Genomic DNA, 26548 nt, shown 5'->3' with positions numbered 1-26548 from the left:
CTGCTGCGCCTTCCTGTTCGCCGGCGCCTGGTCATCCCGTCAACAGACCTCATGATCAACGTTCTTCACGGTCGACTAGCTAACTCCTTCTGACAATGATCGCGCGTCAACCAACAGTGTTTCGGCCGCGATCGCAACATACATTCACTTACCCGTAGCAAGCGGCGCTATGGCATTACAGCCGATCCGCAACCTGGATGCGTTCCATCAAAACAATCGATTTTGCCGAGGATGCCTAAAGGCCTCATAGTCGATCGCAATGTATGGAGACCGCATTCAAGATGACGTCTGGCAATCGATTCTCTCCTCAGCCCCTTGCCGAACCACTTGGCTCGCGCGATCGGCAGTCTGCATTTCGGACGTTAGGTCCTGCGCGTCACATCAACGTCCCGCGCCCGCCCCGATTTTCCCACTAGATCGCCGAGTATGAGGCAGAGCGGATTGGCCGATTTTTGGCGTCATAGCCGACCGACTGCCTCTTCGCGCGCTTCAACGCGTTATGGCGCTAGGCTTGGTTGGACGGACAAATGCTCACGGCCTTGGACAGAGCGCGATTGACCTTCGCACAGCTCGACAGCATGGCACCACTGTGTCGTCATTGCCTCACAAGGAGTCCGATGTTGATGGCGCCGATACAAAGAGCCCTTAAAGGCACTTGAATCTCACCCAGCGTCAGATTGTAGGATTTCCGACAGTCTCGCGACAGAATCCACTCGCGTGAACTCTTCCTGACAGGTAGCGACAATTGCGAACGTCTCAGAACCTCAATGCTCGGCCGATACGGCTTGGGACAGTGCTCGACCGCTCCGATTCAGAGCCTGCATCGTTAATCTGCTCTGTGAACGCAAGACGAAGCGCGCTCTTCGCAGCCAGACCAGGATCCAGCGCGCGAGAACAAGGCGAGCAATCGCCGTACCGATCACAGGCTGAGCCCAAGCTCAAGACTAGATCGTTCTTGCGCCGTTCAACCCGTCTGACGAAATTGAGCCGGCCTCACCACCTCAGACAATGCGCGACAGCAATGCCAGGCTCAATTTGTCCTTCCTTGGCAGCCTTCGCTCGACTGGCGCGGAGAAGATCTTGGAAGCAACCGAGCTTCAGGACGGTTGACACCATGTTGGGTCATTATCACGGGCGGGCGAGACAATGTCTAACCCGCCGATGGGCGTGTTGATCGTTTCATCGCATCTTGGCCTTTTACAGCCCGTCGTCCGACGCATAGCGCGTGAACTGTCTTAAACGCGGAAAACTTGTATCGTAGTGACTTGACGACACTACAGGCTCAACAGCCTTGCAGGACTGACCGCGGATCAAGACGATTTGGGAGTTCCAATGTCGGTTTCGCAAGTCCGTTCGGCGGCAAATGCAGCCGCTCTCGCCTGCGCGTTCCTTTCGCTCCGCGAGTTTGGCGCGATCGCCACTGCAGGCGTTCGCCTAATGCATGCAGCCACCGCTATGCTCGGCCCGCAGATGAATCAGCACATCGCCGGGGCTCTCAGCCTCGTGAGAGATTGCAGATCTCTTGCCGGGGTAAAGGAGATTTTGAGCCGCGCCGCGAGCTGGAACCATCCGCCGCAGGCCGCCGCCTATCCGCCGACGGCGGACGTGCAGACGTTGGCTGCCTGCCAACAAGCCCGTGCGTATCGCGCACGGGTTTTCGAATTCACGCCAAAGCGGCATCCTCTGGGTTCCGCCGATCGTCATGGTCTAGCGTGACACGCTCAAGTCCTGCCGAGGATGGACGAGAGGCGATGAATGCGAATTCTACTGGTTGATCATCATGCGGACTTTGGCCGCGCCGTGAAGGAAGCGCTGCTGAATTGCGGGTTCGCCGTCGACGTGACGCGGACGCTGGATGAGGCGTCGGCCGCGTTGGATTGCGCGAACTACCACATGATACTGCTCGAATCCTTCTTGCCCGATGGAGATGGTTTGGACTGGTTGAAGCAGTTGCGGCGCGAAGGACGATCAATGCCGACTATGATGATGAGCAATCTCAATGATCTCAGTCGGCGGATTGCGATCTTCAACGCCGGAGCAGATGATTTTCTGCCCAAGCCCGTTTCTATCGACGAGCTCGTTGCTCGCATGCGAGCTATTCTGCGACGATCAACGCAGATGACGGCGCCGGTGGTGACATTCGGGAATCTGCATTTCGATCCGATTGCGAGACAAGTCTCCGTCGGTGGACGAGTACTGAGAATTGCGCGCCGCGAAGTGTGCATTCTTGAACATTTGCTCAACCGCGCGGGCCGTACCGTGCCCCGCACAGCGCTCGAAGAAAGCTTGTATGCATTTGACGACGAGGTCTCGACCAATGCGCTGGAAGTCGGGATTTACCGCTTACGAGCGCATTTGAACCAGGCGGAGGCAACGCTCAGGATCAAGACCGCGCGCGGTGTTGGCTACACCCTTGAACTCATCGGCGCAGCATCGGCTGCCTAGCAGTCTCACTTGAAAGCAACCATCCCTTGAACATCGTTAATAATGACGCCGGCGCCGATGAGCCGTCGGTGGCCGCCAGCAGCTTGCACTCTGCCGCTTTTCCCCGCCTCTGCTACGCCCTGTGCGCAGTCGCTCTGCTACTTCCGCTTGCTGCCGCAGCTCAGGTAAAGCGAGATGGCAAAGGAGAACCGCCACGTGCGGCGCCTGGCAGCACCACCGGCACGCTCAACCTTACCTCCTCACAGGGAAAGACAGTTCATCTGACCGGACCGGCTGCGAGCATTTTTATTGCCGACCCGGCCATTGCGGATTATCAGGCGCCGTCGAACACCACGATTTTCGTGTTTGGCAAAAAGTCGGGACGGACTAGCCTGTTCGCCCTAAACGACAACGGAGAGGCTCTCGCCGAGCTGCGTGTTATCGTCACCCAACCGATCGAGGATCTGCGGGCCGCGCTGAAGGCCGAGGTCGGCGACTATCCGATTCAGGTCAGCTATACCCCGCGCGGCGCGATCCTTAGCGGTACGGCGCCTAACGCCGAGGTCGTCGAGACCGCCAGGAAGGTCACTGAGCAGTTTCTTGGGGCTGGCGCGCTGGTTGCCAACAAGATCCAGGTCGCCGGTTCATTACAGGTAAATCTCAGCGTACGGGTGGCAGAGGTCTCCCGCAGCGCCGTCAAGGATCTCAACATCAACTTCACCGCCTCGAGCCCGAACGGCGCTTTCCTTGTCACCGGCAAAGGGGGAGGGTCCGGCGCAGCCGGCGGCGGCGGCACGATCGGGATTGGGTTTAGCGCCGGCAACACCAACTTGAGCGCTGTTCTGGACGCTCTCGCGAGCGAGCACCTCGCCTCAATCCTGGCTGAGCCGAATCTGACGGCGATGTCCGGCGAAGCCGCAAGCTTCCTCGCCGGCGGCGAATTCCCCATTCCGGTGATGCAGGACAACCGGCAGGTTTCCGTCCAATTTCGTCAGTTCGGCGTGAGCCTCGAGTTCGTTCCGACGGTTCTCAACAATAATCAGATCAATGTCCGTGTGAAGCCCGAAGTCAGCGAACTGTCGAGCGAAGGCGAAGTCAAAATCAATGGCATGGCGGTCCCTGCCCTCTCGACTCGGCGGGCAAGCACCGTGGTCGAGCTCGCCAGCGGTCAGAGCTTTGCAATCGGCGGCCTCATCAGGCGCAACTTCAACACTGATATCGGCGAGTTTCCCTGGCTCGGCGATGTGCCGATCCTGGGCGCGCTTTTTCGCTCCTCATCGTTTCAGAAACGTGAAACCGAGTTGGTCATTATTGTCACGCCCTACATCGTGCGGCCCGGACCGAATCCGAACCGGATGAGTGCGCCGAGCGACCGCATCTCACCGCCCTCAGACGCGGGACGGATTTTGGCGAACACGGTTGCCCGGCCGCCGCGAGAGCGCGATGCGCCTCGCGCCAGCGCGCCAGGATTGACCGGCAGCGCCGGCTTTATTATCGAATGAGGATCGCCAAATGACTTTGCGACATCTGTGCTACCCGATCGCTATTGGAGCAACATTGGGGGGATGCGCAAATACTGCCTCGATCCTGCCCGCGCCGGCTGACCAAGAGATCCAGGTCGAGCAGAAGAGTAGCGTGCTGTTCCTGCAGAGCCTTCGTGGCCCCGAACGGCATCGGCTGCGAAGCTTTATTGCAGCGACCAGTCGCGGCCGGCGGGATGCCCTCCATGTGGGTGTCATCGGCGCACCCAGACTCATTGCACAGGTGGCCCACGAGGCTCGCGCCATGGGCGTTGCCACCTACAACATCCACCTGTCCGCTTCTCGTGTGGATTTGCCGGCTCGTTCCGGGGTGAGGATCGAAGCGATCACTTTCGAAGCCCATCCTCCGGTTTGCCCCTCGCTCTCCATCGTCGGTCCTACAGTGAACGACAATTCGTTCAATCCAACCCTTGGCTGCTCAGTCCGGAATAACCTTGCGGTCATGGTCAATGAACCTGGCGACTTGTTAGGCAATGGCGCTGTCATGCCGACCAGTGGTGATCGTGCAGTGCTTCCCATCACCGCACGTGCGGCCACGTCGGCGGGCAACAGGCGTAATTTGGAGGATGAAACGCATAACAGGGTTGCGCCAGAAACCCAATAAGCGGCTCGTAAGACCCGAGCAGCATGAACGTCGGTGGCCATTCTTGTCCATATCAGTCTTGGAATCGGCCGACGAGCCTCCAGGAGTCGAATCTTTGCTCGATCCTTTTCTTGGGATCGTGCAGCTTGCAGATCAGGTTTTGGGTCAGTTGGGTCGTTGACCAGAGATTTGAGCGCATCGCTGTTTTGTGCGACGCTAAACTAGGCCGGCGGCAAAGACTGCCTTTGCAACCCTCTCGAAGCACTCCATCGGAACGGCCTTGCCCATCGCACCTTTTCCGATCAGCTGACGCGCCAACACATGATCCTCGACAATGCTCAGACGTTGGGCGCGCGCCTCCGCCAGTAACTGTGAAGCCGTTTCGCCCTCGCCGCGGCACACCAGTACCGGGACGCCGGTCTCGCCCCGAACGTAGCGCAGCCCAATCAATGTCGCTCGCCCCGTCAGTATCAATGTCGCCCGATGGATGCCGAGCGCGGACTCGTTCGCCGACTCCCGGCGGAGCCTGCGGTGTTCACCCTTGATCTGCGGATTACCATCCTGTTCCTTGGACTCGCGCTTGGCTTCGCTCTGCGTCATGCGCATGTCGCGCAAGAACAACCAACGCTGAATGAGCAGATCGGCCAAGCCGCCGATCAGTAGAGCGCCGGCAGCAATCGCGATCAGCACTTTGAGCTCTTTAAAAACAAAACCAAAGCAGCTCAAATCGCACACGGGCAAGTATACAAGTGCCCTCCAACTTGCGAGCACAGTGAAAACGAACGTAGCGCCAAGAACCAAAACTTTGACGATAGACTTTCCAAGCTCGACAACCGACCGCTGGGAGACAATCCGCTTCAGCCCTTTGACCGGGTCCAATTTCTCAAAGCTGGGTTTAAGCGGCTCAGCCGAAATCGTCAGCCCGCCGCCGGCCAAGACACCGGCCAGAATCGCCGCGACAACCGCCGCACCTAGGATGGGAGCCACGGCTGTTATAGAAAGGTCCATCAATCCGACCAACGCCTGCCGGGCCGCACTGTTGAAGGGCTGTTCCTGCAGCTTGTCGGTGAGCCGCACGGCTTCGCGCCATCCGTCTTCGATCGGGCCCGCCCTGAAGCACAGGCAGCCGAAACCAGCGCAAAGGCCTGCCGCGGTCACAAAGTCGGCGCTGCGCGGGCTCTGCCCTTTCTTACGCGCGTCCCTCAGCTTCTTGTGACTTGGTGGAAGTTTTTTCTCTTCGCTCGTGTCGCTCATTTCAAGAACTTCTCGAGCCACTCCAGCACGCCGTTGAACCGAATGATCTCTGCTCCCATATATTCGATCAGGAAGACGGCGTAGCTGACCATAATGATACCAAAAGCGGCATTCTTGATGGTCGGAGAGAGATCGTTCAGCTTGATTTGCGGCGCAAAGCGCCCGAGCAGCATGAGGGATACGTCGATCAGAAGCAGCAGAGCCAGCACGGGCCCGGCGACCACGAGGGTCGCATGCATGATATGGTCGAGAAGCCCAATAAACTCCATTGCCCCGTGGTGGGTCAGGGGCGGTAGCAGCCGATACACGGGCCAGATCAGATAACTTCCATAGAGGCATCTGACCATGGTCCGCAGACCTCCTGATACAACGAAGATCGTAACCGCGGCAGTCCCGAGAAAGAGCCCCATCGGGGCGGTTTGACTGCGTGTCGCAGGATCGTCCACCTGGCTGGAGATGCCACGCTGGGTATCAATGATGTCACCAATGGCCTGGATGCTCCAAAGTGGTATACTAAGCAGAAACCCGAATAGCAGGCCGATAAATATCTCCTTCAAACCGAGGAGCGAGACCGCAACCATACGGGTGCCCGGATCTAGTGTCTGCAAGCCGTTCCTGATCTGCATCAAGCAAGGCAATCCAATCACAACCGTCGCGCTTGCGCGGATAATCCCGCCAATGTGCGGTCGCGTGAATACCGGAAGAACGAGCATAATGCCGAGGGCCCGGGCCGCGCCAAGACCGGCCGCAACGACGAACTCGACAGCAGTCTGAACCAGAGCTTGCGTCTCGGTGGGCGACAAGGCATCCATTTTGAGTTCAGCTCGTGGTCCCTTCAGCCAATGCAACCGTCGTACTCACGTCGCCATGATGTGAGACGTCAAGAACTCTGCAGATCTCGTGTCCCTGCGGTTTCAGAGCGACAGGCCTCCCAGGGCAGATGACTTCGGCTTCACTATCCATATGACTACAGCCATCCGGCAGAGGTATGACCATTCGATGAGAGCACCGGCGAAATCGCGCGCGGCCTACAATCCACGCTTCTTCAGCTCTCACCGGCCGCAGCGCGGTTTGGAGATCTGAGGGCCTCGAAGCTTCCATCAATTTCGCAGGCTATGGAGATCGGTCTCGAGCGGCACCTTCATTCGCAGGCTCATTCACCAGAATGCCAGAATCGTGGGGCCGCTTGCAATCAAAGCCGTTGCCCCTTCACTTGCGTCGACAACTCGCCGGGCTGTGCATCGAGGACCAGGTCTCAGCAAGTAATTCCATCACATCGGAAGCAAACCTGAATCGAACGGATAGAAATTCCAAATGGGATCATTCTTCCTCCGAATACGGCAGGCTCATAGAGCCGAACAGGACAGTTCGGATGTCTATCCGTCCCATAATAGTGAGGCGAGCTTTCGATAAGCTGACGAACTCGCCCTTTTGTGGTTCGCAATGAAGGCCAACAAACACGACGCTATAGCTGAAACTTAGACAGGTTTGCGTTCCGCGCGCACTAATACCTCGCTGTGAGCGCGGGGAACTCAGTGAAGATATGCTGGGCTTGCTCGATCAGCGGCGCGCTCAGCACCGGAGCAAACAGAACGAGCACGGCGACGACGACGAGGAGCTTCACGGTAAGCGGCAAGGTTTGATCCTGGAGCTGGGTTGCTGCCTGCACGATGCCAATACCCAATCCGGCCACGAGGGCTGCCAGGAGCGGCGGTAGAACCCAGATCATGAACAGGACTAATGATCGGCTCAGGTGGGTGAGGATGCTGGCCTCGTCCATCTCAGCCCCCCGGAGATGCGTAGCTTAAGACCAATCCGTGCATGAGCCGCGACCAGCCGTCGATTGTGACGAACAGAAAGAGCTTGAAAGGAACGGATATCATTGTTGGTGATACCATTGACATGCCCATGGCCATCAGAATTGTCGTCACAATCAGGTCGATCGTGATGAACGGAAGATAGAGAAGGAAACCGATTTCAAACGCACGCTTAAGCTCCGATATCAAAAAAGACGGCACGAGGATCGCAAAATCATCGGCTGTTGCGTTGGCGCGCATCTCCTCCGACCAGATGTGTTCCGTCGACGAGAGGAAGAACGTGCGCTGCTCCTCAGTGGTGAACTTTTTGAGATGGGCGCGCAGCGGCTCGCTGCCTTCCTTGGCGGCGGTCAACCAGTCATCGGCGGTTTGGTAACGAAGTTGCGTATCGGTCACGCGGTTGTAGGTTTGCTCGAATACTGGGGCGCCTATGAACACGGTAAGGATCAATGCAGCACCATACAGAACGATGTTCGGTGGTATGGACTGAGTGCCGAGCGCGTTGCGGATCAGGAAGAGAACGACGGAAACCTTGATGAACGCCGTTGTTGTGACAACTGCGAACGCCAGCAGGCCAAGACCGGCGGTCGCCGCAACAAGCGCAAGGATGCTCGGTTGAATGTCAACCATTGACCGCCAACTTGCTAAGTAACCGGATGCCCAACGCTTCACCGACACGTACGATGTCGCCGCGGCCGATCAATTGACCATTGGCAACAATGTCGACCGGGCCGTCCATCTGCCGACCAAGCTCGAACACGTGCCCCTCGTTGATGCTTCTCAACGTACCCAGCGGGATGGGCCAGCGGCCGCATTCGAACACAAGCGTGATCTCAACACTGTCGATGTCGGCTTCCGAGGGCGAGATTGCTTGTTCAGCTTGGGGGCTTATCGTCATATTTGCATACCTTAGAGGATGGGACTGCAGGCGGAATGGTCCCCGAAGGATGAGTCTGTCGCCCGCGACCTGCGCCGGCGCCCACAACTTGTCCGCAGCGAGGATGAGCTGGCCATTGGCAAAGGGAATGACCTCGGGCAGCAGTGCGTCGCCGGGCTGTGCTTGGCGAAGAAGCTTGATAGGCGCGCGCAGCGAGCCGATCTCTCTCGCAATTACGACCGGCAATTCCGAAGAAATCTTACCTAAATCTCGCGGTAATTGGCCGATCAACTCGCCTAAGACACGAAACGCAGACGGAACCAGACCGTCAAGAGGCGCGAACAAGAACAGGCGAGCCTTGGCCGCCAGCGGCCCGAAAGTAACGTCGAACTCCAAATAGGGGTCTTTGGCCGTTGCGTCTTCGACGCGGATCAGCTGCAAATTCCGCGCGAGCACGATCTCTAATGCAGCGAGCCAAGGTTCCAGTGCAAGTTCGAGCAGGAGCGAGCGGGTTGGCTCGGAAGGTAAAGTAAGGCCATACTGGACCGTTGAAATCAGTGCCTCGACGATAAGGCGGGGCAAGGACAACACAGCGGTCTCGCCTTCGGCGCAAAATACGCAGTCGAGCACCGACGTGGCATATGGCTCGGCCTGCCAAACAAGCCGGCTCATACGGATCGATAGCGGCTTATCGCCAATGCGGCTCTGCAGAACCGTGCGCGGTGCGGCGGTCTCGTTGAGCCAGGAGACCACTTCATGCGACAGCTTTGCCGCTGGCTGAAATAGTGCGGGTTCACCCATGGCATTTATCGACAGGTTCCGCGGGCGCAGCTCGCGACGTGATAAGAGAACCAGCCATTAGTTCGAGCCATCGATCGTCTGGCTGCGCGAACCACCCTGATATCGGAGCAAAACCTCATCGTCGGCATCGATTTCGGCTGCAAACTCCGAACGGACAGCGGTAGTGCGCTGGACATCGCCCTCAATCTCCTGCCATTTCTGGCTCGCCGCCGAACGCTTGGCCCATATGGTCCGCGCCTCATTCACCGCCCGCTGGGCCTGCTCATGCGCGACGCGCGCCTGCTCGCGCGCCTGGCGTGCCAATTCGATCTCTGCTGCCAGTCGCCCAAGGACGAGTTGACAGCGACGATCGAGCTCCGTCACGGACATCATCTCGAGCGACGCCAGCTCCTGATAAAGTTCAGCTTCGGCCTTGGCGCGACGATTCTCCTCGCCTTTAAGATTCTCAGACGCTCGCTGCAGCGCTGCGACCGCAATTTGGCGCCTGGCTTCCATGTTCGACAATTCACGAAGCGCGCTTCGCTCTCTCATGTCTTTCACCAGCCGCAATTTCGACGCTTGCACGAGATTCAGGCCGTCAGACGCGACATCCATGAAACGGTCTCCTCAAAGCTAGACGGCTCGTCCTGTCCCTGGCGCAAGAATGCGCGCAGTTCCTCAATTGACTCGATTGCCCGATCAGTCAGTGGATCGTTGCCCGGCTTGTATTCACCGACCTTGATCAGGAACTCAGCCTCATTGTAGCGCGAGAGCAGATCGCGGAATGCGGATGCCGCCTTGCGATGTGGACCAGAGGCGACCGCATCCATGACACGACTTCGGCTCGACAGCACGTCGATGGCGGGAAAATGCTCTCGCGAGGCCAGCGCGCGCGAAAGAATGATATGACCATCGAGAATGCCGCGCGACTCTTCGGCGATCGGATCGCCGGTGCCGTCACCTTCGACAAGCACGGTATAGAATGCCGTGATCGAGCCCCGCTCGCCCATACCGGCTCGCTCCAGCAGACCAGGAAGCAGCGCAAAGACGGAAGGAGGAAAACCGCGCCGGGTGGGAGGTTCTCCGGCGGCAAGGCCGATTTCGCGCATCGCACGGCTAAAGCGCGTCAGCGAATCCATCATCAGAACGACCTGCAGCCCTTGATCACGAAAATACTCGGCGAGTGCGGTCGCCATATGAGCGCATTGCGCCCGCTCCATTGCCGATCGGTCGGATGTCTCAACGACAACGATCGTGCGAGCGAGGGCATCTCGAATATGACGTTCGATGAATTCACGCACCTCGCGTCCACGCTCCCCTATGAGCGCAACCACGGTGACGTCGGCGGCCGCACCTTTTACAATTTGCGACATCAGCGTCGACTTACCGCAACCGGCATCTCCATAGATTCCGATCCGCTGACCTTCGCCACACGTCAGAAGTCCATCCAGCACGCGAACGCCGAGCGGAAACGGCCGCTCGATGCCACGCCGCCTCATCGGGTTGGGCGCCTTGCCGCGGAGCGGACAAGTGTGGACCGTCCTTATCGGCCCCTTGCCATCGAGTGGACGGCCGAAGCTATCGATCACGCGGCCGAGCAGGTCGGGCCCGACTGACACTTCCTGCATGCGCCCGGTCGGGAGCACTTCCGCGCGGTGGGACAAGCCTACCATATCGCCAATGGGCGTCAGCAACACCCCGTCCGGCAGCAAACCGATGACTTCCGCCTCAAGCGACCATCCGGAAGCGTGATCCTGCAATAGGCAAAGTTCTCCAACACGGGCCCCTGGCAACACGGCATGGAGCAAGGTGCCTATCGCACGGGTGATCCGTCCCCGCACGGCACGCGTATCGACATACCTTGCTGCGAATCTCAGAGATGCTATCGCCGCATGCACATCTCCTTCTCCGCCGGCTTGATCATGGCCTGATTGTTGCGTCGTCACGGATAGCTTTCCTGAGAAGATGGATTAAGGCCGAGACGCAATGTGCGGAGCTGCGCGGCAAGTCCTAAATCGACACTGCCGAACTCACTCCACAGAACGCACTGGTCCGGTCCCACGGCAGGGTCCGGATCAATTCTGACTTTCGGCCGACCATTCGTTCCATCGAACGCCACGAATTCATGCCTTAGTGCATCAGCATTCACAGGAGACACGTGAAGGCATACTTCTGCGCTGCCATATCTTTGCTCGATGGCGTGACGAACGGTCCTTGCCAACATCTCACCCGGATCAAAGGAGCCCAACAAATCGGTCAATATCTCAATGACGAGCTGTGGTAACTCCTGTTGCAGAACGGCTTTTCGCCCGGCCACATCGGAAGCAGCTCGGGCAATCAGCTGTGCCATTTCGTCCGAGCCTGACCTTAGACCCTCGCAGTGCCCGCGCTCCCGCTCCTGCTGATAGGCCTTCCTTGCCCAACTGCGAACTTGCCGCAGGTATCGCTCGGCTAGCGCGCGCGTCTGCACCGCATCGCACCAGATGCCAAGTTCCGCGGCTGGTATGAGCGGACCGAGCGGCCGTATCCGCGGGCTATCAGGCAAGACTGTTTCGTTGGCCGTCATGCCGCTGGCTCCTCCGTGGCCAAGTGCGCCACCACCAAAGACAGTAACTCACCCGCTGAATTGTGGTGTTCGGCTGCTGGGGATTCGGCGGTGGTCCCCACAGGTAAGCGGAAAAGAACGCGCACACGGTCAAGCTCTTTTGCGTCCTTGAGCCAAGCACCAAGGCAGGCACATCCGTCATGTTCAATCTGGCTCGCGAGCTTCTGCGGATCGTCAATCGATGTGGTTGCGACGGCGCTGGATAAGTGTCGGACTGCGAAAGCATGAGCTTCGGCACCAATATTTTCGATCAGAATCGCTACATCGGGCTTTGACACAAGCTTGAGCACCGAACGCGCATGCCAGATACTGCCGGCGAGCAGGGCCGCCCGACGCGGATCATGCCCGAGCAGAACGTCCCTACCCCAGGCGATTCCGTTCGAGACCAGCTCACTGCCCATTAGCAATTCGACCAGTCTTTGCTGCAGTCTCGGAGTCTTCTGCAGCTGCAGCACTGTGGCGGCCGACAGGAGCCCATCAAGCTGGCCGGCAAACCTTCCGGGATGAATCAAAGCGGCAAGCTCGCGCACGCGATCGGAATGCGAGGTGAGCGAATGATTTTGGTCAGTGGATGCCATCGATATGGACCTGCTTGCCGCCTATTTCTGATCGGACGACAGTTTTTTGCCGGCGGACTGGACCGCTGGCTTGCTGGCACCTCTGCCCAGATTTGTCACTTTGCGCCAGGATTGACGAAGCTGTCGCCCACGTGTTCTCAACAGTACGTAAGATAGAATGCCCAACGCGGCGAGCACACCTCCTGCACCGATCGCAATGTGAGTTGCGATGAATTTGGTTGGTTCTGCGGAAGCTGCCGCTGGCACAACGGAGGCCTCATGCTGAGCTCGCTCAACCGGCACGAACACGACCGTCACCTTGTCGTACGATAGACCTTCGATGCTATTGGCGACGAGCATCTTGATCTGCGGCAGCAAGGCTGAGAGCTTCGCGTTGGAGGCGTGTCGAATGAAAACGGACGCCGAGGACGGGGTTGCATCCTGTCGCAAAAGATCATTCTTCGGCAGAACGACATGAACACGGGCGGAGAGAACCCCATCGATATCGTTGATCGTGCGCGACAATTCTTCACTGAGAGCATAGACGTAGCGGGCTCGCTCCTCAACCGGAGAGGCAACGAGGCCCGCCCCCTTGAACACCTCACCAAGGCTCTTGAAGGATTGGCGCGGCAAACCATGGTCATTCAGCAGCTCGATTGAGTAGGCGAGCTGCCTTTCTTCCACCTGAATTGTGCTGGTCCCATCCTTACCGACGAGACGGATGGCATCGACGCCCTTGCTCAGGAGCAGCCCAAGCATCTCGTTGGCTTCACGCTCCTGAACTTTGGTATACAGATCAGCTTTGCAACCGGCGAGGGTCAGCGAAAGCAGCAACAAGCCGAGAGCATCAAGCCGCTTTCTTGCGGGCCGGCCATTACCGATCTTGTCTTGCGTCAAGACAGCCAACGGCCCACTCAGCCCGCCGATAGAAGCTTATTCAGAGATGAACTGACAGCACCTGTCCCCTTGGAGATGAGCGAAACCTGGATGACGCCGTTGTAAACATCCCGCAGATTCGTCAGCGCCGAGTCGAAATGATCCACACCCTCCGGTTGGCCCACTGGATGTACCTCCACTTGCTGCACACGCAAGACCGGTTGCGCGGCCGGCCCAAGCTGCAGATTCTTGGTAGGATCAGGCTCGCCGACGAGCGCCGGCGAAACTGCACCCGACGGAAATGGTTTGCCCTGGTGGATAGCAGAAATGCTCTGAAGGACGCGATCGCCTAGCGGGCTCGCCGGCGCCACCGCGCGCTGCACTTCCGGTAGCGATGGAGCTGGCGCGTGCTCGGTCACAGAAGAGGCGACGCCTCGGTTCGAGGCCGCCTGCGCAAGACTCTCGCCAAACTGAGCGTGTGCCGACGAACAGCCGTTGGAGGCACACTCGACGGAGTTGGCAGAGATCGACGTAACGCCAAACAGCATGGAGGAAATCATTTCTGTCACGTGGTGAGATGAGCCGTTCGTTCACACGAAGGGCCGCACCTTGGAGAAGCAAGCTGACCAAAAACTGACGAGCATCTGTCATCTAATGATCACGGGTAGCTTCCAATTTTGGACGAAGCATCGGCTTCCACATTTTGGGACGAATTCCGGTGCTTGTTCTCAAGTGCAAAATAGCAGGAATGCTCATCCCATACACAAGGCTGCACATCTTGACGAAAGTTCTCTACGCTGGTGTTTTCATTTGCTTTGGCGTAGTCGAGGCGCTCGGCGCTCCCCTGGCGCTGCCATCGACGCCTTATAGTTACACAGTTCTGGATCAGGACCTCGCGGCCGCACTGCAGGAATTCGGCAACAACCTAAATATCAGGGTCAATGTCAGCACCGGGGTGAAGGGGCGGATTCGCGGACGAATGCCGGATCTCCCACCGAGAGAGTTCCTCGAACGGTTGATTAATCTCTACAATCTTCAATGGTACTACGATGGGCTGGTGCTCTACGTATCCGATGCGCATGAGGCGCAAAGCCGCCTTTTGGTCTTGAGTCCAATCAGCTTTGATGCGTTCAAGGCGGCACTCGATGCGCTCAACATCTCCGACGAGCGTTACATCGTGAGACCCGTACCGGGAGATGGCCTCGTCTTCGCCTCCGGTCCACCCCGCTTTGTCGCGCTTGTGGAGCAAACAGTAAAAGGACTTGCGGCGGAGGTACAGGCACGGCGAAACTCGAGCGGTACCGAAAAGCCGCCGCACGAGTCGGTTTTGATGCTGTTTCGAGGATCCTCCAGCGTGGTCATTCGCGAAGGACGACCGAACGATGCTCCTTCGCCGGAGGCACCACATCAAGACGGCGTGGTTCACACATCTGATGCAGGTAAGAAATGACCTGATGACAACAGATGGCCTGGAAGAGATGCAATGCGTCTGCTTATGCCCTCTGTCAGCTTTTCGAAAGCTACTGCTGCATTGTCAGAGCGCGGATGTGTAGATGACCGATGCCACAGGGTCGCGCAATAAACGTCCAAACCGGAGCCACTGATGCGAACCAGAATTCCAGCCAGCAGCATCGGTGAGCGTGCTTTGCCACTTTAGCGCCTCATGCGAGCTTTTGAACAACTCCACGAAGTCCGTCATGAAAATGAGCTTCGTCGCATAAGAATGAAAGCCACTCCGTTGCCCAAAAGGAGGAACAGGATGGACTTCAACGCGCTAAGCCGCGCGGACAACAGCCCAGCGTCCCACTCGTCCTCATCGCCCGCCGGTCCAAGGGAGTTTGAGCGTGAACTAATGGCATTGCATGAAATACCCGAATACAGCCAGGACCTAATTGGGCAGGAACTCGGAGCAGCATCGCGTGTAGCCATCATTGAGCGGCGGCGAGCGGTCCAATTCCCAACAGCCGATCGCTCAACACCGCGCGGACGCCTCCGATCTCGGAGTTGGCAAGATCTTGAGCCTTGGCTCATGCGGGCCGGGTCACCTCACGCTGGACCGTCTCAAGCTGGGCCCACATTGCACGCAGGGGTTGCTCCGCCGGAAATTGGAGATTTCGTCATGGCGAACGGTCGTCGCGCCAAGGACGCTGGGTCTTCACTGGCCAAACAGCTACGCCCGCTCAGATCGAAATGCTAAGAAGGCGCGATCTCAAACCTACCAGGGGTGTCCGGACAACAACGTTCACCATCCTGGGTGTGCCTCACACGGCGGAATGGCGAGAAGAAGGTGTTATTCGTCTCAAACCGTCGCAGGACCCTTGCCTTTGATTTGTAGGTTCGAGCGAACACTCACCAATCGGCTAAGCATGATGACATGAAGAATGCGAAGTGCAGCTGAGCTTCGATCGGCTCGGGGCAATAGGGTCCGCACAATACCGTCGGACTCTTTCGAGCATCTACGCAAGCGCCAACACTCTCGTTGGGCGCAGGCGCGAGGTCGCTACGCGTGGGTGATTTCACCATAAGATGCTGCGGAGACCTGCGACATTGTTTCACGAATCAGCGCACGTGACCATCTGCAGAGCGGCAGACACGGCCTCGCTAATCGACCTAGTTGGCCCGGAGGCGAGCGATCGAGCATAACAAGCAAGCCGATTCCGATATCGAGAACCCATCACCGCCTCTCACACCATCATTGCGCGTCTCGTTGTAAAACCTCTGAGCACCGTCAGCTTTTGGAAAGCTAATCGAACCTACCATGTGGCGTGAATATCTAGACGGCGATGTGCCTATAGATTGTAGCGGAACCGAGCGCTGGGGCGCACTGAGCAATCGGAAGCGAGTGGTAGGAGCCATCGAAGCCTATCGACACTTCTTGCTCGTTGTTCGTCGCGATTCTCGGGCTGCGCCACATGACCGCCTTGTGGTGCGATCTCAAATCAGAGGACGTATAATGTCAGTCAACAACCTATCGCTGACCGCCAGCTCGAGTTTGTCCGGGCTAGCCCCCGGGCCCTCATCGGCGCGGGATCTTTCAAACTTCGAGGCGATGCTGGCTAGTTTCTCGTTGAAAGACAATGCCGATGACCGTTCCACTCCACAGGATCCGCCGGCTGCAGACTCGGCCAAGCAGCTGACGGAGCAACTCACGCAGGAGGTGCGGAACATCCTCCCGCCGGAGATCAAGGCCGCACTGGACGCATGTCAGCAGGCCCCAGAGCCATCCTCCGCGGAGTCCTCCTCCGCTGCGAGCGCCCCGAAGATCGCAGAGGCACCCGTACAAAGCTCCAGGATCACGTGGAACAGCGGCACGCTGACTGATGCCGAGCTGCAGATTGTGTCGGTGCTGAACCGACACAAAGACAAATGCCCGCTGGATTGGAAATCTCTTGGAGATTTGACCAACGATCCCTCCACACCGCCGGATCTAAAGGCGGCGATCGAGGCTCTGCAACTGGACCCAGAGCTCTTCTATGCGATAGGCTCGCAAGGTGACGGCCGCTGCGGCGGGAAGATCAAAGCAGGTGATCTCTCCGGCTTCTCCGATCACCACCCTCAGGTTGCTGCTTTCCAGGAGCGGCGGGCAGAGAGCTATACGCAAAACTACATCGCTTCCGACGGCACCCGGAATGGCGAGCCATCGGTTATGACCCAGACCGATGCATTGCGCGAGCTCTATCGCTATGCCGACAACCTGCCTAAGAACCTGAGCCTTGCGGATTTCAAACGGATCGTCGACGGCGAAGCTAAAACCGGCAAATGCCCGCCACAGGTCCTCGCGGCCGCTCAATACTTCCTCGACCACCCGGATGAATGGAAGAAGTTGTACGGTGGCTCGATAGACAAGGTCCACAAAGAGGACTTCCTGCAGGTTGCTTCATCATCGATCAATCTCACGCAAGCCGAGCTCGATACGCTCAATACGATCAGCAAGAACAAAAACGCGTTCTTCGGGAAGGGTGACCTGACCCGGGAAAAGTTGGCGAGCATGGTCGATGATAAGAGCCTCGCGCCCGAGGTGCGAAAGGCGGCCTCCCAGCTGCTCTCCGATCCTGTGTTGTTCGGGTTGATGAACAACGCGATTACGGGCTACAAAACCCACCACAAGTTCTTCGACTTCGGTGGTGGCCATACGGTCGATTCCGGCAACATCAGCAACAGCGACTTCAACCAGTTCTTCAACAACATGTCGGGTGCGAACCGCACCGTTCACCAAGTGAAGACGCATGCCGTCCGAACGCCTGCCGAGCAGGACGCGGTCGCGGACATGACAATGGGCATGGCAGACCAGCCCGACATCAAGTCTCCCAAAAAGAACGGTGGCGCCTTCATGCACGCACTTAATGACGTGCTCAAAGTTGGCTCTAAGGTATTCGACTGGGCCGCGACGGCAGTCGGTGTACTTGGCTTCATTCCAGGCTTGGGTGAATTGACCGATCTGGCGTCAATGGTGCTCGAAGCCGAGGCGCAAGCTGCAAATCTTCTTCACACTGCCATCAGTGGCGGCAACATAAAGCAAGCGCTGGAAGAAGCTGGGCTGAGCCTTGCGGCACAGGCGGTGGGCTGCATCGCCGGACCTGAGGTCAAATTAGCAATGCGAGAAGGCTTGGTGAAGCAGGCAATTCAAGAAGCCGCGACGGCCGGCATCAACCTGCCGGTTTCGGTGGCCCAGTCCTACGCGGAGGATTATCTGAATAACCTAAAGGCTCGCATCGAATCCGAGCGCTTGCAAGCTGCAGACGCTAACGCCTAGGCGGAGCGACGCTATCTTCTCAGGATCACGCTGGAAACGGTAATGAGCTTGCGCGGCCTCCGCGCGGTTGGGCCTCTCTGCCGAGCAGTAGGTCGCGCAAGCTCTACCAGCATACTTGAGACCGCCCCCGAATCCGAGGAACTTATTTCGGCTCTTCACTGCGTACAAACTATGTTGGCCGCACTCTCGAATCCGACCTCAAACCCAGTCTGCCGCTGTGAAGTTCCATCGACTGCATACGCCGCCTGTCAAGATCGCGATGCATTAACACTACGCGACAGCCCGGCCGCAGCCGCGGAGCCTGACGATTGCAAGGATCGAGAGCACATTGGTCCAGAGCGGTTGAAGTCCGAAGGGCTCTTTCCCGACTGGCGGGCTTCTGCTCGGTCTCCCTGAAAGTAGGTCGCGATTGACGGATCTGCTATGGGCCCGCCAGGACCGAGGGACCGCTCTTGGCCGCTGAATCGGCCGTCACTCTGGCTTTCCGCTTCGCTCCGACCAGGTCAGGCTCATGCCGCTTCGCCTGACTGCAAGCAAATTGTCGAAAGAGCATCGCAAGGGACGTGAGCCCGAGATTACAGCACGTCGGCCTTGAAACGTTTTTGTTAGTGGTGGCTTTGGTATTCCGCTATTGAAGCTTTCGAAACGATGAGCAACGTGCTCACCCCGATCATCTTCACAAACGATTGTTTGTCTTAACCATCTGATCTCCAGCTTTCGCGGGCAACTTGTTCAAATACGGCCGGCTGGTGAAGACGTATAATGACGATCGACCATCGGCTCATTGCATTTTCTACGACTCGTCAGCTTGTCGAAAGCTAATACTTGCATAGTGGAGAGCAGAAACTGCCTCCATTGGCACGATCGAATTGACATAGGAGAACCCGATGCGCGTTACGAACTCTAGCGCCGCTGGGCACGTTGACGCTGACCTCCATGCGGCTGGCGGCAAAAAAGGATCTCACAAGCCTGGCGAGCGCGACGATCATGCCCGATCGCCTGATGCAAACATTCCCGTAAACGGCGGCGCGTCCACTCCGGGCGGCAACTCGCACGAAGCCGCTATGCAGCAAGCGTTCAGCGCCGCTTTGGGAGCCGCTGCTCTCCAAGTTGCGAATAGTGCAATGAGCCATTTCGACGATGTCATGGCCGAGACAGAGGAGGATTCCTGACGTCGCATGTTGCGACGTTGGGACATAGGAGCCGCACGTGGCGGCGAAATCGAGCAAACAGGAGAATAGTATGCCTAAAAATGTTGGTGCGTCTCATACCTCGACTGCAGGTGGGGCAGCCGGCACCGCTACTGCTGCAGCCGCTTCCACGGCTGCTGAAGCTGCTGGAGAGGCGGCATTCCAACGGCAAATCGCCGCTCTGACTGCGACCAGCACAAAGGCTGCTGAGAGGGATGTGGAACTTCGCGTCGTCTCGACCGAGCTTTCGACTGTCAAAAAAGCGGCCGATGAGCGGGTGCAGTAAGGGATGAGATGGGGCGACGTCGCCGCCCCACTTTCCCCGCTGCTTAGTCTGTGAAGTCGCTACGGGCCGTACGGTTTTGCCGTACGGTCCCGTTCGCTGTTCAGGAAACCGACCGTGAATGAACCAAATTGCCTGCATTTCGAAGTGCTGTCGGGGTGTTACTCCGGGCTGACAAGTAAAGTGGGGGTCGGATCGTGTCTGATTGGCAGCAGCCTCGATGCTGACTTGATCTTCGTCGAACAAGGCCTCGAACCGCACCATCTTCGTGTCATCCCCCATTCCAATTCAATCGAGATCGAGGCCCTTGCGAGGGACGTTAGGATCGAGGGGCACGAGACTGTTTTACCAAACGAATCCATTGTTGTCCCTCTTCCTGTCGTTTTGCATGCCGGGGCGATGTCCATTCGCTGGACGATCGAGGACTACAAACAAGCTGGCTCCATCGACCGCCGGCATATATCGCTCGTCTTTCTTGCTTTGGTCCTGATCAGCTCTGCCGCGGTTGGCGCAGTCTCACCCAGCTTTGTCCAGACCGACACCACCGTGGCGTCAAGTCCGTCGTCCCCTGCTCCGGACATTGCGCCCAAGCTGGCGCTCAACGCTCCTGATGCTCTGGCCACCGATGCAGCTGCCGAACGGTTGCAGGAGGAAGTTGACAGAGCGGGCCTTGTCGGCATCACGGTCGGCTCTGGGGCGGGCGTTGTCACCGCCGATGGCACCGTTACGCCCGCCTCGCTCGCCACATGGCGAGACGTCCAGCAGCGGTTTGATCACAATAGCAATGGCGCTTATACGCTCGTCAACGCGGTGGCGATCAAGGATGAGAAGACGCCTCCCGCAATTGGGGTCCAAGCTGTTTGGCGCGGGACCGACCCCTATATTGTCATTGCTGGTCAAAAGTATTTCGTCGGCGCGCTCTTGAACAATGGATGGACCGTCTACGGGATCGAGGAAAGGCGTGTTCTGCTGAGCCGGGATGGCCGGTTTGCCACTCTACCCTATTAGCATTTTAGGCCGCAGGTAAGGAAGCAAAGTGCCATGACTAGGCTGCCCCCCAATCCCGTCGAGCCCGGCACCTCTTTTCAGGGGCCAAACGTTGATCATCATGCATCTGCCAACACGCCGGTCAATTCTCGAGCCAAGTCCATCGGGATTGACCGGACGCGTGGCAATGATCCTAAGAGCCACACCTCACTTTCTCGTCATAGTGACGTGCTGGATCGGTTGGTGGACGTCACGATCGAGAGCGCGCTCGAGCTCAGTTCGATCGATGCAGTTTCGCGCATCAATCTAGACGAGGCGCGCGCCCCGCCAGGTCAGATCGAGCCAAGCTCGGAACTCGCTTGGCTTAATGAGCCCAATCTCGCGCACAGTCTGCTCTCCTTCGTGACGCCGCGCTTACGTCATTCGCATGTTCTGCGTCCAGAGCAACACGGCCTTCTTCTGGAGCGTTTGGCTGATACGCTATCAGCCGCGCCAGAGGATTTGGTTTCACGTGAAGGGGCCGCGCTTCTGCAACTGGAGCTGCAGCGATTAATCCTGCTCCGGCAGAGTCACAACGGCTTGATCAAAGGCTAGCGATGGCCGGGCCAGACAAAGTACAACACTTCACATCTACACAGCGCGTTTCCGAAGCCGGCGCTGTCGAGCTGATCTCCGGGCCGGAGCGAGATTTGCTCTGCGTGCTTTCTTATGTCTACCTTGCGTGCGGACAGAGCGCCAAGAGCCTGGCTCTGTTGCGGCTGGCCGCTCACGAACAGTCCCAAGATGTCGGCCTGCTCCGCATCTTGGCCTACGCTCTCATCTTGGAGCGTCGCGGTGACGAAGCACTGTCGGTATTGGATCAGCTTGACAAACTGGATGACGAACCGTCCTCGTGTCTACCCTTGATGCTGATGCGCAGCCACGCGCTGCGTCACGCTGGCCGCATGACCGAAGCGCAAGCCGTCTTCAAACGCTATGTTTTGTTGCGGGGCAGCACAGCTGCAATCAAACAACAATAAGGCTTCTCATGGCCAACCTTCTACGAAATCTCATCACGCGCGCGCCGGCTCACCCGGATTTGATGGTCGCGCTGATGCTTCTTCTTGCGATCGGAATGATGATCATGCCGATCCCGATCGTCATGATCGATATGCTGATCGGCTTCAATCTGGGGTTTGCCATATTGCTGTTGATGGTAGCCCTGTATCTCAACACGCCGCTCGACTTTTCGTCCCTGCCGGGCGTCATCCTGATCTCCACCGTCTTTCGTCTCGCTCTTACCGTTGCAACGACGCGACTGATCCTCGCCGAGGGCGATGCCGGCAGCATCATTCATACGTTCGGCGATTTTGTCATATCCGGCAACATCGCCGTGGGCATTGTCATATTCCTGATCGTGACCATGGTGCAGTTCATGGTTCTCGCCAAGGGCGCTGAACGGGTGGCGGAGGTATCTGCGCGCTTCACGCTCGATGCGCTGCCGGGCAAGCAGATGGCGATCGACGCGGAGCTGCGCAACGGCCATATCGATCAGCACGAAGCCCGCAGCCGGCGCGGCGCGCTGGAGCGAGAAAGCCAACTGCACGGCGCGATGGACGGTGCCATGAAATTCGTAAAGGGCGATGCCATAGCCGGACTAATAGTCATCTGCATCAACATGCTGGGTGGCATCACGATCGGATCGCTCTCCAAGGGCATGTCCCTCGAGGAGGCGATGCACCATTATACCACCCTGACGATCGGTGATGCGCTCATTTCGCAGATTCCGGCCCTGCTGCTGTCAATTACAGCCGCAACCATTGTCACTCGTGTCAACGGTCCTTCCAAACTCAATCTTGGCGCCGATATCGTCAGCCAACTTACGGCCAGCACACAAGCGCTACGCTTGGCCTCCTGTGTCTTGCTTGTGATGGGGTTCGTTCCTGGCTTCCCTTTGCCGCCCTTTGTCATAATGGCCGCGCTGTTCTCCGCTGCCAGCTTTCTCAAGGTTGGCGTGCAAGAGGGCAAGACCGCTCTCAAGGCGGGCGCCGGTCCCACCGGTTCCGCTCCCGCTTCCGCACAGGGTCAGAAGCAAACCGTGCCCGCGGAGGCACTTCCGATTACGCTGTTGCTAGCGCCGAGCCTGATGCAGGCAATCGACGTAGGGGAACTCGAGCAGTGCGTCGCACGGGTTTCGGCACTGGTTTCAGCTGATCTTGGCATCACAATTCCACGCATTCCCGCCCAAAGCGCACAGCACCTGGCCCAATCGCAATTCCGGGTGGATGTCGAAGGAGTGCCGGTGGAAGAGGGCGCCATTGACCCGACACAACTCTTACTTAACGACGACGTGGCGAACATTGAACTGAGCGGGATACCCTTTTGGCAGGACCCAGACACGAATCGGATCTGGATCGAACAAGGCCATGCGCCCGCTCTCAAAGCTGCCGGAATTGGGCACCACCGTCCGAGCGAAATCATCGCCTTGCGCGTCCAGTCGACGTTGACACGCTATGCACAGCGCCTGGTGGGCATTCAGGAAACGCGTCAGCTGCTTAGCCGGATGGAGCGGGAATATGCCGATCTGGTGAAGGAGGTGCTGCGCACGACACCGATCCCTCGCATCGCGGATGTGCTACGCCGCTTGCTGGACGAGGGCATCCCGATCCGGAACACCCGTTTGGTTCTGGAGGCGCTTGCAGAATGGAGCGAACGGGAGCAAAGTGCCGTACTGCTCACCGAATATGTGCGCTCCGTTCTGAAGCGGCAGATCTGTCACCGCTATGCCAACGCCCATCGTGTTGTGGCGGCCTTTATCGTCGAGCGTGAGACCGAGGATATCGTGCGAGGTGCGGTGCGCGAGACCGCTGTCGGTCCCTACCTCGTTTTGGAGGATCGGCAAAGCGAGATGCTACTTGCACAATTTCGCCAGATCCATTCGAGCATCGCGCGCAGTCAGAACCAGCCAGTTATCCTGGGCTCGATGGATATCCGGCGCTTCGTCCGCGGCTTTCTCACCCGCAATGGAATAGACCTACCTGTTCTCTCCTATCAGGATCTCGCCTCGGATTTCACCGTCCAGCCGATTGGCTCCGTCAAACTTGCGCCTGGCAAGGACAAGACTCCTACAGGCGGGCATCGTGACCTCCTCCCTGCGGCCGGCTGACGAGCACAGGTGTAGGGTCGTGAGGTCGCTTATGAATTCATGTAAGATTAATGTTCTGCGACGCTGGCGTAACTTTCGTCGCCATTCGTGCTCGGCCTTTCTCCCCATGCTTGCCATCGTGCTGCTCGCAGGTTGCGCTGACTCGCACAAGTCGGGTCTTTCACAGCAGCCGACGTCTGCGGCAGAGCTGGTCGGGGCCAAGGAGGTCGATCCAGCTATGCGCGAGCGCATCGCTCTCGCCCTCGGTCGGGATGCTGACGAGAAGGCTTTGCGCGATGCGCTGAAGCAACGACCGGAGAATGTTGATGCCGCGATTCCTCTTGCGCGGGCTTTGCTGGCACGCAAATGCCCGAATGATGCGCTTGAGGTGCTCGACGGGATCTTATCGACAGCCCCTGGCGACCTGCGCGCATTGAATGCCAAAGCAGTTGTTCTCGATCACGAGGGCCGACATCGGGAGGCCCAAGAACTCTACCGCCAAGCTCTCGCAGCGGAACCCGCAAACCCAATGCTGCGCAATAACTTCAAACTGTCCCTCGCCCTTGAAGGTAAGACGGAGACCGGCGGCGCCAACCCAGCACCGCAGGCGGACGGCCCGCACTTCGCGGCGCTATCTCGAACGAGCCCATGCGGGAGCGGACCGGAATGGTGACGTCTTGATGCTTAGCTGTCAGCATGCCAACAGCTAGGCTTACCATCAACGCGGAACACTCAATCGGCGGCCGCCCCCGCGACCTCGCCGATATAAATGGAAGGTTTCTTGTTTCAGCGCACCAGCAATTTATCCCGAGGCCGATGAAATCAGAACGAGCGCGACTGATGACCGGTACTACGCGCATCGCCAAGGAATCGCCGGATATACTCTCCTTCCTGAATTCGGCGCCATCGAGTTTCTCCTCTGAATCATTTTCGACTGCAGTCCCGCCATACGCGCTGGTTGACGAGCCACCACTGGTTGAGATCTCAAGATCTTCATTCGAGAACAAGCTGGCAGAGTTTTATGGCGAAGACATAGAGCATATTGCTGCGAATCCGCAGCGATACTCTAGGTCGGATGTCCCGAAAGGCTCGACGCACAGCGGACGTTGCGTTTTGCTTCCGCACGAAGTCTGGTTCGGAGAAAGCGCGATATTTCAGCTATCAGCTCGGGAACAAGAGCGCCGGGCTCCTGAAGAACCGAAGCCGGAGGTCGCCGGAGTGAGCTGCTCAAGCGCAAAAATGATTGGCGCGAACAATTTCCTGGGTGAGATGAACTCACCTCAATAATGGCTTTCCAGGCTACTCATTCGCTTGTCGATAACGCGGGCAATATCTTGCTTGAACATCAGCTCCGGATCGACGGCAACGAACCCTCGTCCTCTCTCACTCTTTCAATCCGGAAGCGAAAGCGCGCGCAGCAGCGTTTGGCTTGTTGAGGTAAGTGACTCGATGATGGTGCTTGATCCCACCAAGCACGAGGACAAATGGAAAAACAAAGGATGCAAATGGCAACGAGCGAGTAAACCGCCCAATAGTGGCAATGCCAGGTGTACCGAGAGTGCGGCAAAGCCCGCGAGCGATCCGTATGAATATATTTTGTGTAGAGCGCACAGGCTCTACACGAAGATAACCGACGTCTTTGACCAGATCGACTTTGGCGCGGTCAGCCTCGCATCTCATGCCCTTCGCCATATAACTCTCGATCAATGATTTCTGCATCCGCGGGGGATGGCGGGATCGCGCTTTTTTTAATAAGCGGGAGTTTCCGTTTTCCTTACGCGGCGCAACATCGGATCTTCCGGCTGTCCAACGCGCGCCGACATTCATCAGGCGATCATTGAACAAATCTGAGCTCCCGGCGGCTAGCAGATTTACTTGGCATGCCCCTCTTACGGTCGGCTTTAGGGTTTAATGTTTGCACGGCACCGCGACGAACGGTGCCGAACCAACGACTCCTTCTTGCCGAATGCGAATGCATCATCCCCCGGGCAACGTAACGGGCCCCTTGGCGCAGCGTCGGCGAGGGCGGAAGCAATAGAGCTGAGCTATCCGGTGGCTGGACGAGGGCCCGCGATGTGCTGGCGGAGATGATGAAGCTATTTGAGCGTCCTATCTGAAGCTCCCACCGATGAATTCCCAACGCGGCCGCTTGCGCGACTGGATCGTTTGGCCAGCATTGCCTTTCATGATCCGACCCATTGGCCAGATGGTGGATGCTTTTCATCGTCGAGCGCAATCAAGCAGGACGTGCAGCGGAACAACTGAAGTATCTCTCGATCTCTGCGATCGCGCGTTCCTCCCACTCTGCAGCTTGTGCTAGCAATGAGTCCCGTTGGATTGGCCGAAATGCGGCGGACTGACGGCACAACGAAGCTATCGCGCGATAGCGGCGCACGTTTTCCATAACGGCCGGTCCGCTCATGTGTAGATCTCCTCCCCTGCTATCCCGGGTAAGAACTTGCTCGAAAACCGTTTTCGATCCGTTAGCGGTCGGAACCGTGAATGGTTGGCAGAACCTTGCCGGCATGACGGGCGCCGATAATGAATGTCTTCCACAAGGATCACATCCACATAAAACCGCTCGGCAGTGCTCCCAACCGGGCGTTTCTGTACCGTTGGCTGCATAGCGGAGTTAGCAATAGCTAGCGCGAGCGAGGCACGTTTCGGCTTGCAATCTCAATCGCGATGACTGTGAACTGGCCTGCTGGAATCCTCACTAACTAATTCAGAACTCCGTCTATTGGTGACTTGAAAGACCAGAGAGCCGGTGCTTTGTCGCCATCCTTTTGCCTCCACAAGCAGCATACGGCCCGCGACTGTGACTGAGCTGGTCCCGCAAATCTGAACAGCGCGATAAGTGGAGTTTCTGCCTGACGGCGGGCAAGATTGACCCGCGA

26 protein-coding genes and 1 pseudogene are annotated in these 26548 nt (G+C 58.0%); 15 read left to right on the top strand and 12 right to left on the bottom strand.

All coding sequences use genetic code 11. The annotated features are described in order from the left end of the window. The first annotated feature begins 1332 nt into the window (after positions 1-1332). The 4 genes from D6B98_RS37690 to D6B98_RS37675 are packed head-to-tail and all read left to right on the top strand — an operon-like array spanning position 1333 to position 4569. Positions 1333-1716 carry a hypothetical protein gene (locus D6B98_RS37690; protein ID WP_126261995.1) on the top strand — a complete coding sequence of 128 codons (384 nt, stop codon included), beginning with the start codon at positions 1333-1335 and terminating at the stop codon, positions 1714-1716. Positions 1717-1755: 39 nt separating this feature from the next. Next, positions 1756-2445 (top strand): response regulator, encoded by a 690-nt coding sequence (locus D6B98_RS37685; protein ID WP_126261994.1) that lies wholly within the window; start codon positions 1756-1758, stop codon positions 2443-2445. A 26-nt stretch (positions 2446-2471) separates the two neighbouring features. Next, the gene (locus D6B98_RS37680) at positions 2472-3926 is read left to right on the top strand and encodes a type II and III secretion system protein family protein (RefSeq protein ID WP_126261993.1); all 1455 of its coding nucleotides are present in this window, start codon (positions 2472-2474) and stop codon (positions 3924-3926) included. Positions 3927-3936: 10 nt separating this feature from the next. Continuing rightward, positions 3937-4569, top strand: a complete 633-nt coding sequence (locus D6B98_RS37675; protein WP_126261992.1) for a CpaD family pilus assembly lipoprotein — start codon at positions 3937-3939, stop codon at positions 4567-4569. 195 nt (positions 4570-4764) lie between these two features. Here the strand turns inward: D6B98_RS37675 and D6B98_RS37670 are convergent, their stop codons facing one another. The 11 genes from D6B98_RS37670 to D6B98_RS40360 form a co-directional block, all read right to left on the bottom strand. Then, positions 4765-5802 carry an EscU/YscU/HrcU family type III secretion system export apparatus switch protein gene (locus D6B98_RS37670; protein ID WP_126261991.1) on the bottom strand — a complete coding sequence of 346 codons (1038 nt, stop codon included), beginning with the start codon at positions 5800-5802 and terminating at the stop codon, positions 4765-4767. After that, on the bottom strand, positions 5799-6614 hold the full coding sequence (gene sctT, locus D6B98_RS37665) for a type III secretion system export apparatus subunit SctT (RefSeq protein WP_126261990.1): 816 nt from the start codon (positions 6612-6614) through the stop codon (positions 5799-5801). The genes D6B98_RS37670 and sctT overlap by 4 nt, the downstream gene beginning before the upstream one ends. Positions 6615-7306: 692 nt before the next feature. Then, positions 7307-7582: an EscS/YscS/HrcS family type III secretion system export apparatus protein gene (locus D6B98_RS37660; protein ID WP_025038819.1), complete on the bottom strand. Its 276-nt coding sequence runs from the start codon at positions 7580-7582 to the stop codon at positions 7307-7309. 1 nt (position 7583) lies between these two features. Continuing rightward, positions 7584-8249 carry a type III secretion system export apparatus subunit SctR gene (gene sctR / locus D6B98_RS37655; protein ID WP_027563377.1) on the bottom strand — a complete coding sequence of 222 codons (666 nt, stop codon included), beginning with the start codon at positions 8247-8249 and terminating at the stop codon, positions 7584-7586. Next, positions 8242-9297, bottom strand: a complete 1056-nt coding sequence (gene sctQ / locus D6B98_RS37650; RefSeq protein ID WP_126261989.1) for a type III secretion system cytoplasmic ring protein SctQ — start codon at positions 9295-9297, stop codon at positions 8242-8244. The genes sctR and sctQ overlap by 8 nt, the downstream gene beginning before the upstream one ends. A 57-nt stretch (positions 9298-9354) precedes the next feature. Then, on the bottom strand, positions 9355-9891 hold the full coding sequence (locus D6B98_RS37645; RefSeq protein ID WP_126261988.1) for a hypothetical protein: 537 nt from the start codon (positions 9889-9891) through the stop codon (positions 9355-9357). After that, complete coding sequence (sctN, locus tag D6B98_RS37640; protein WP_126261987.1) at positions 9867-11222, bottom strand: type III secretion system ATPase SctN; 1356 nt, start codon at positions 11220-11222, stop codon at positions 9867-9869. The genes D6B98_RS37645 and sctN overlap by 25 nt, the downstream gene beginning before the upstream one ends. After that, positions 11219-11842, bottom strand: a complete 624-nt coding sequence (gene sctL / locus D6B98_RS37635; protein ID WP_126261986.1) for a type III secretion system stator protein SctL — start codon at positions 11840-11842, stop codon at positions 11219-11221. The genes sctN and sctL overlap by 4 nt, the downstream gene beginning before the upstream one ends. After that, complete coding sequence (locus tag D6B98_RS37630; RefSeq protein ID WP_126261985.1) at positions 11839-12459, bottom strand: nodulation protein NolU; 621 nt, start codon at positions 12457-12459, stop codon at positions 11839-11841. The genes sctL and D6B98_RS37630 overlap by 4 nt, the downstream gene beginning before the upstream one ends. A 21-nt stretch (positions 12460-12480) precedes the next feature. After that, positions 12481-13335 carry a type III secretion system inner membrane ring lipoprotein SctJ gene (gene sctJ, locus D6B98_RS37625; RefSeq protein ID WP_164719130.1) on the bottom strand — a complete coding sequence of 285 codons (855 nt, stop codon included), beginning with the start codon at positions 13333-13335 and terminating at the stop codon, positions 12481-12483. 17 nt (positions 13336-13352) lie between these two features. Beyond that, entirely contained in the window at positions 13353-13874 is a 522-nt protein-coding gene (locus D6B98_RS40360; RefSeq protein ID WP_245481527.1) for a nodulation protein NolB, read from the bottom strand. A 188-nt stretch (positions 13875-14062) separates the two neighbouring features. On the opposite strand from D6B98_RS40360, the gene D6B98_RS37615 reads away from it, so the two are divergent. From D6B98_RS37615 to D6B98_RS42080, 11 genes and pseudogenes are all read left to right on the top strand, one after another. Continuing rightward, complete coding sequence (locus D6B98_RS37615; RefSeq protein ID WP_126261998.1) at positions 14063-14764, top strand: secretin N-terminal domain-containing protein; 702 nt, start codon at positions 14063-14065, stop codon at positions 14762-14764. A gap of 1503 nt (positions 14765-16267) precedes the next feature. Continuing rightward, complete coding sequence (locus tag D6B98_RS37610) at positions 16268-18067, top strand: HrpF/NolX family T3SS translocon protein (protein ID WP_430642569.1); 1800 nt, start codon at positions 16268-16270, stop codon at positions 18065-18067. An 887-nt stretch (positions 18068-18954) separates the two neighbouring features. Continuing rightward, on the top strand, positions 18955-19239 hold the full coding sequence (locus D6B98_RS37605) for a hypothetical protein (RefSeq protein WP_126261984.1): 285 nt from the start codon (positions 18955-18957) through the stop codon (positions 19237-19239). 37 nt (positions 19240-19276) lie between these two features. Next, positions 19277-19543, top strand: a complete 267-nt coding sequence (locus tag D6B98_RS37600) for a nodulation protein NopA (protein ID WP_235884917.1) — start codon at positions 19277-19279, stop codon at positions 19541-19543. A gap of 114 nt (positions 19544-19657) precedes the next feature. Further along, positions 19658-20548: a SctD/MshK family protein gene (locus D6B98_RS37595; RefSeq protein WP_126261983.1), complete on the top strand. Its 891-nt coding sequence runs from the start codon at positions 19658-19660 to the stop codon at positions 20546-20548. A 33-nt stretch (positions 20549-20581) separates the two neighbouring features. Continuing rightward, the gene (locus tag D6B98_RS37590; protein WP_126261982.1) at positions 20582-21121 is read left to right on the top strand and encodes a hypothetical protein; all 540 of its coding nucleotides are present in this window, start codon (positions 20582-20584) and stop codon (positions 21119-21121) included. Between the two features lie 2 nt (positions 21122-21123). Next, positions 21124-21546 carry a type III secretion apparatus assembly chaperone SctY gene (gene sctY / locus D6B98_RS37585; protein WP_126261981.1) on the top strand — a complete coding sequence of 141 codons (423 nt, stop codon included), beginning with the start codon at positions 21124-21126 and terminating at the stop codon, positions 21544-21546. Positions 21547-21554: 8 nt separating this feature from the next. After that, positions 21555-23672: a type III secretion system export apparatus subunit SctV gene (gene sctV, locus D6B98_RS37580; protein WP_126261980.1), complete on the top strand. Its 2118-nt coding sequence runs from the start codon at positions 21555-21557 to the stop codon at positions 23670-23672. A gap of 106 nt (positions 23673-23778) precedes the next feature. After that, entirely contained in the window at positions 23779-24324 is a 546-nt protein-coding gene (locus D6B98_RS37575; protein ID WP_126261979.1) for a tetratricopeptide repeat protein, read from the top strand. Positions 24325-24491: 167 nt separating this feature from the next. Further along, on the top strand, positions 24492-24938 hold the full coding sequence (locus D6B98_RS37570; RefSeq protein WP_235884916.1) for a hypothetical protein: 447 nt from the start codon (positions 24492-24494) through the stop codon (positions 24936-24938). Then, positions 24938-25361, top strand: a pseudogene (locus tag D6B98_RS42080) (hypothetical protein). Before D6B98_RS37570 ends, D6B98_RS42080 begins: the two are co-directional and overlap by 1 nt. A gap of 526 nt (positions 25362-25887) precedes the next feature. Here D6B98_RS42080 and D6B98_RS41195 read toward each other — a convergent pair. After that, entirely contained in the window at positions 25888-26073 is a 186-nt protein-coding gene (locus tag D6B98_RS41195) for a hypothetical protein (protein WP_100233314.1), read from the bottom strand. Positions 26074-26548 lie beyond the last annotated feature (475 nt).

This window comes from Bradyrhizobium sp. LVM 105, from assembly GCF_003957705.1.
Taxonomy (GTDB): Bacteria; Pseudomonadota; Alphaproteobacteria; order Rhizobiales; family Xanthobacteraceae; genus Bradyrhizobium; species Bradyrhizobium frederickii.
Note: the sequence above shows the minus strand (reverse complement) of the source record. Positions and strands in the feature narration are given on the sequence as shown.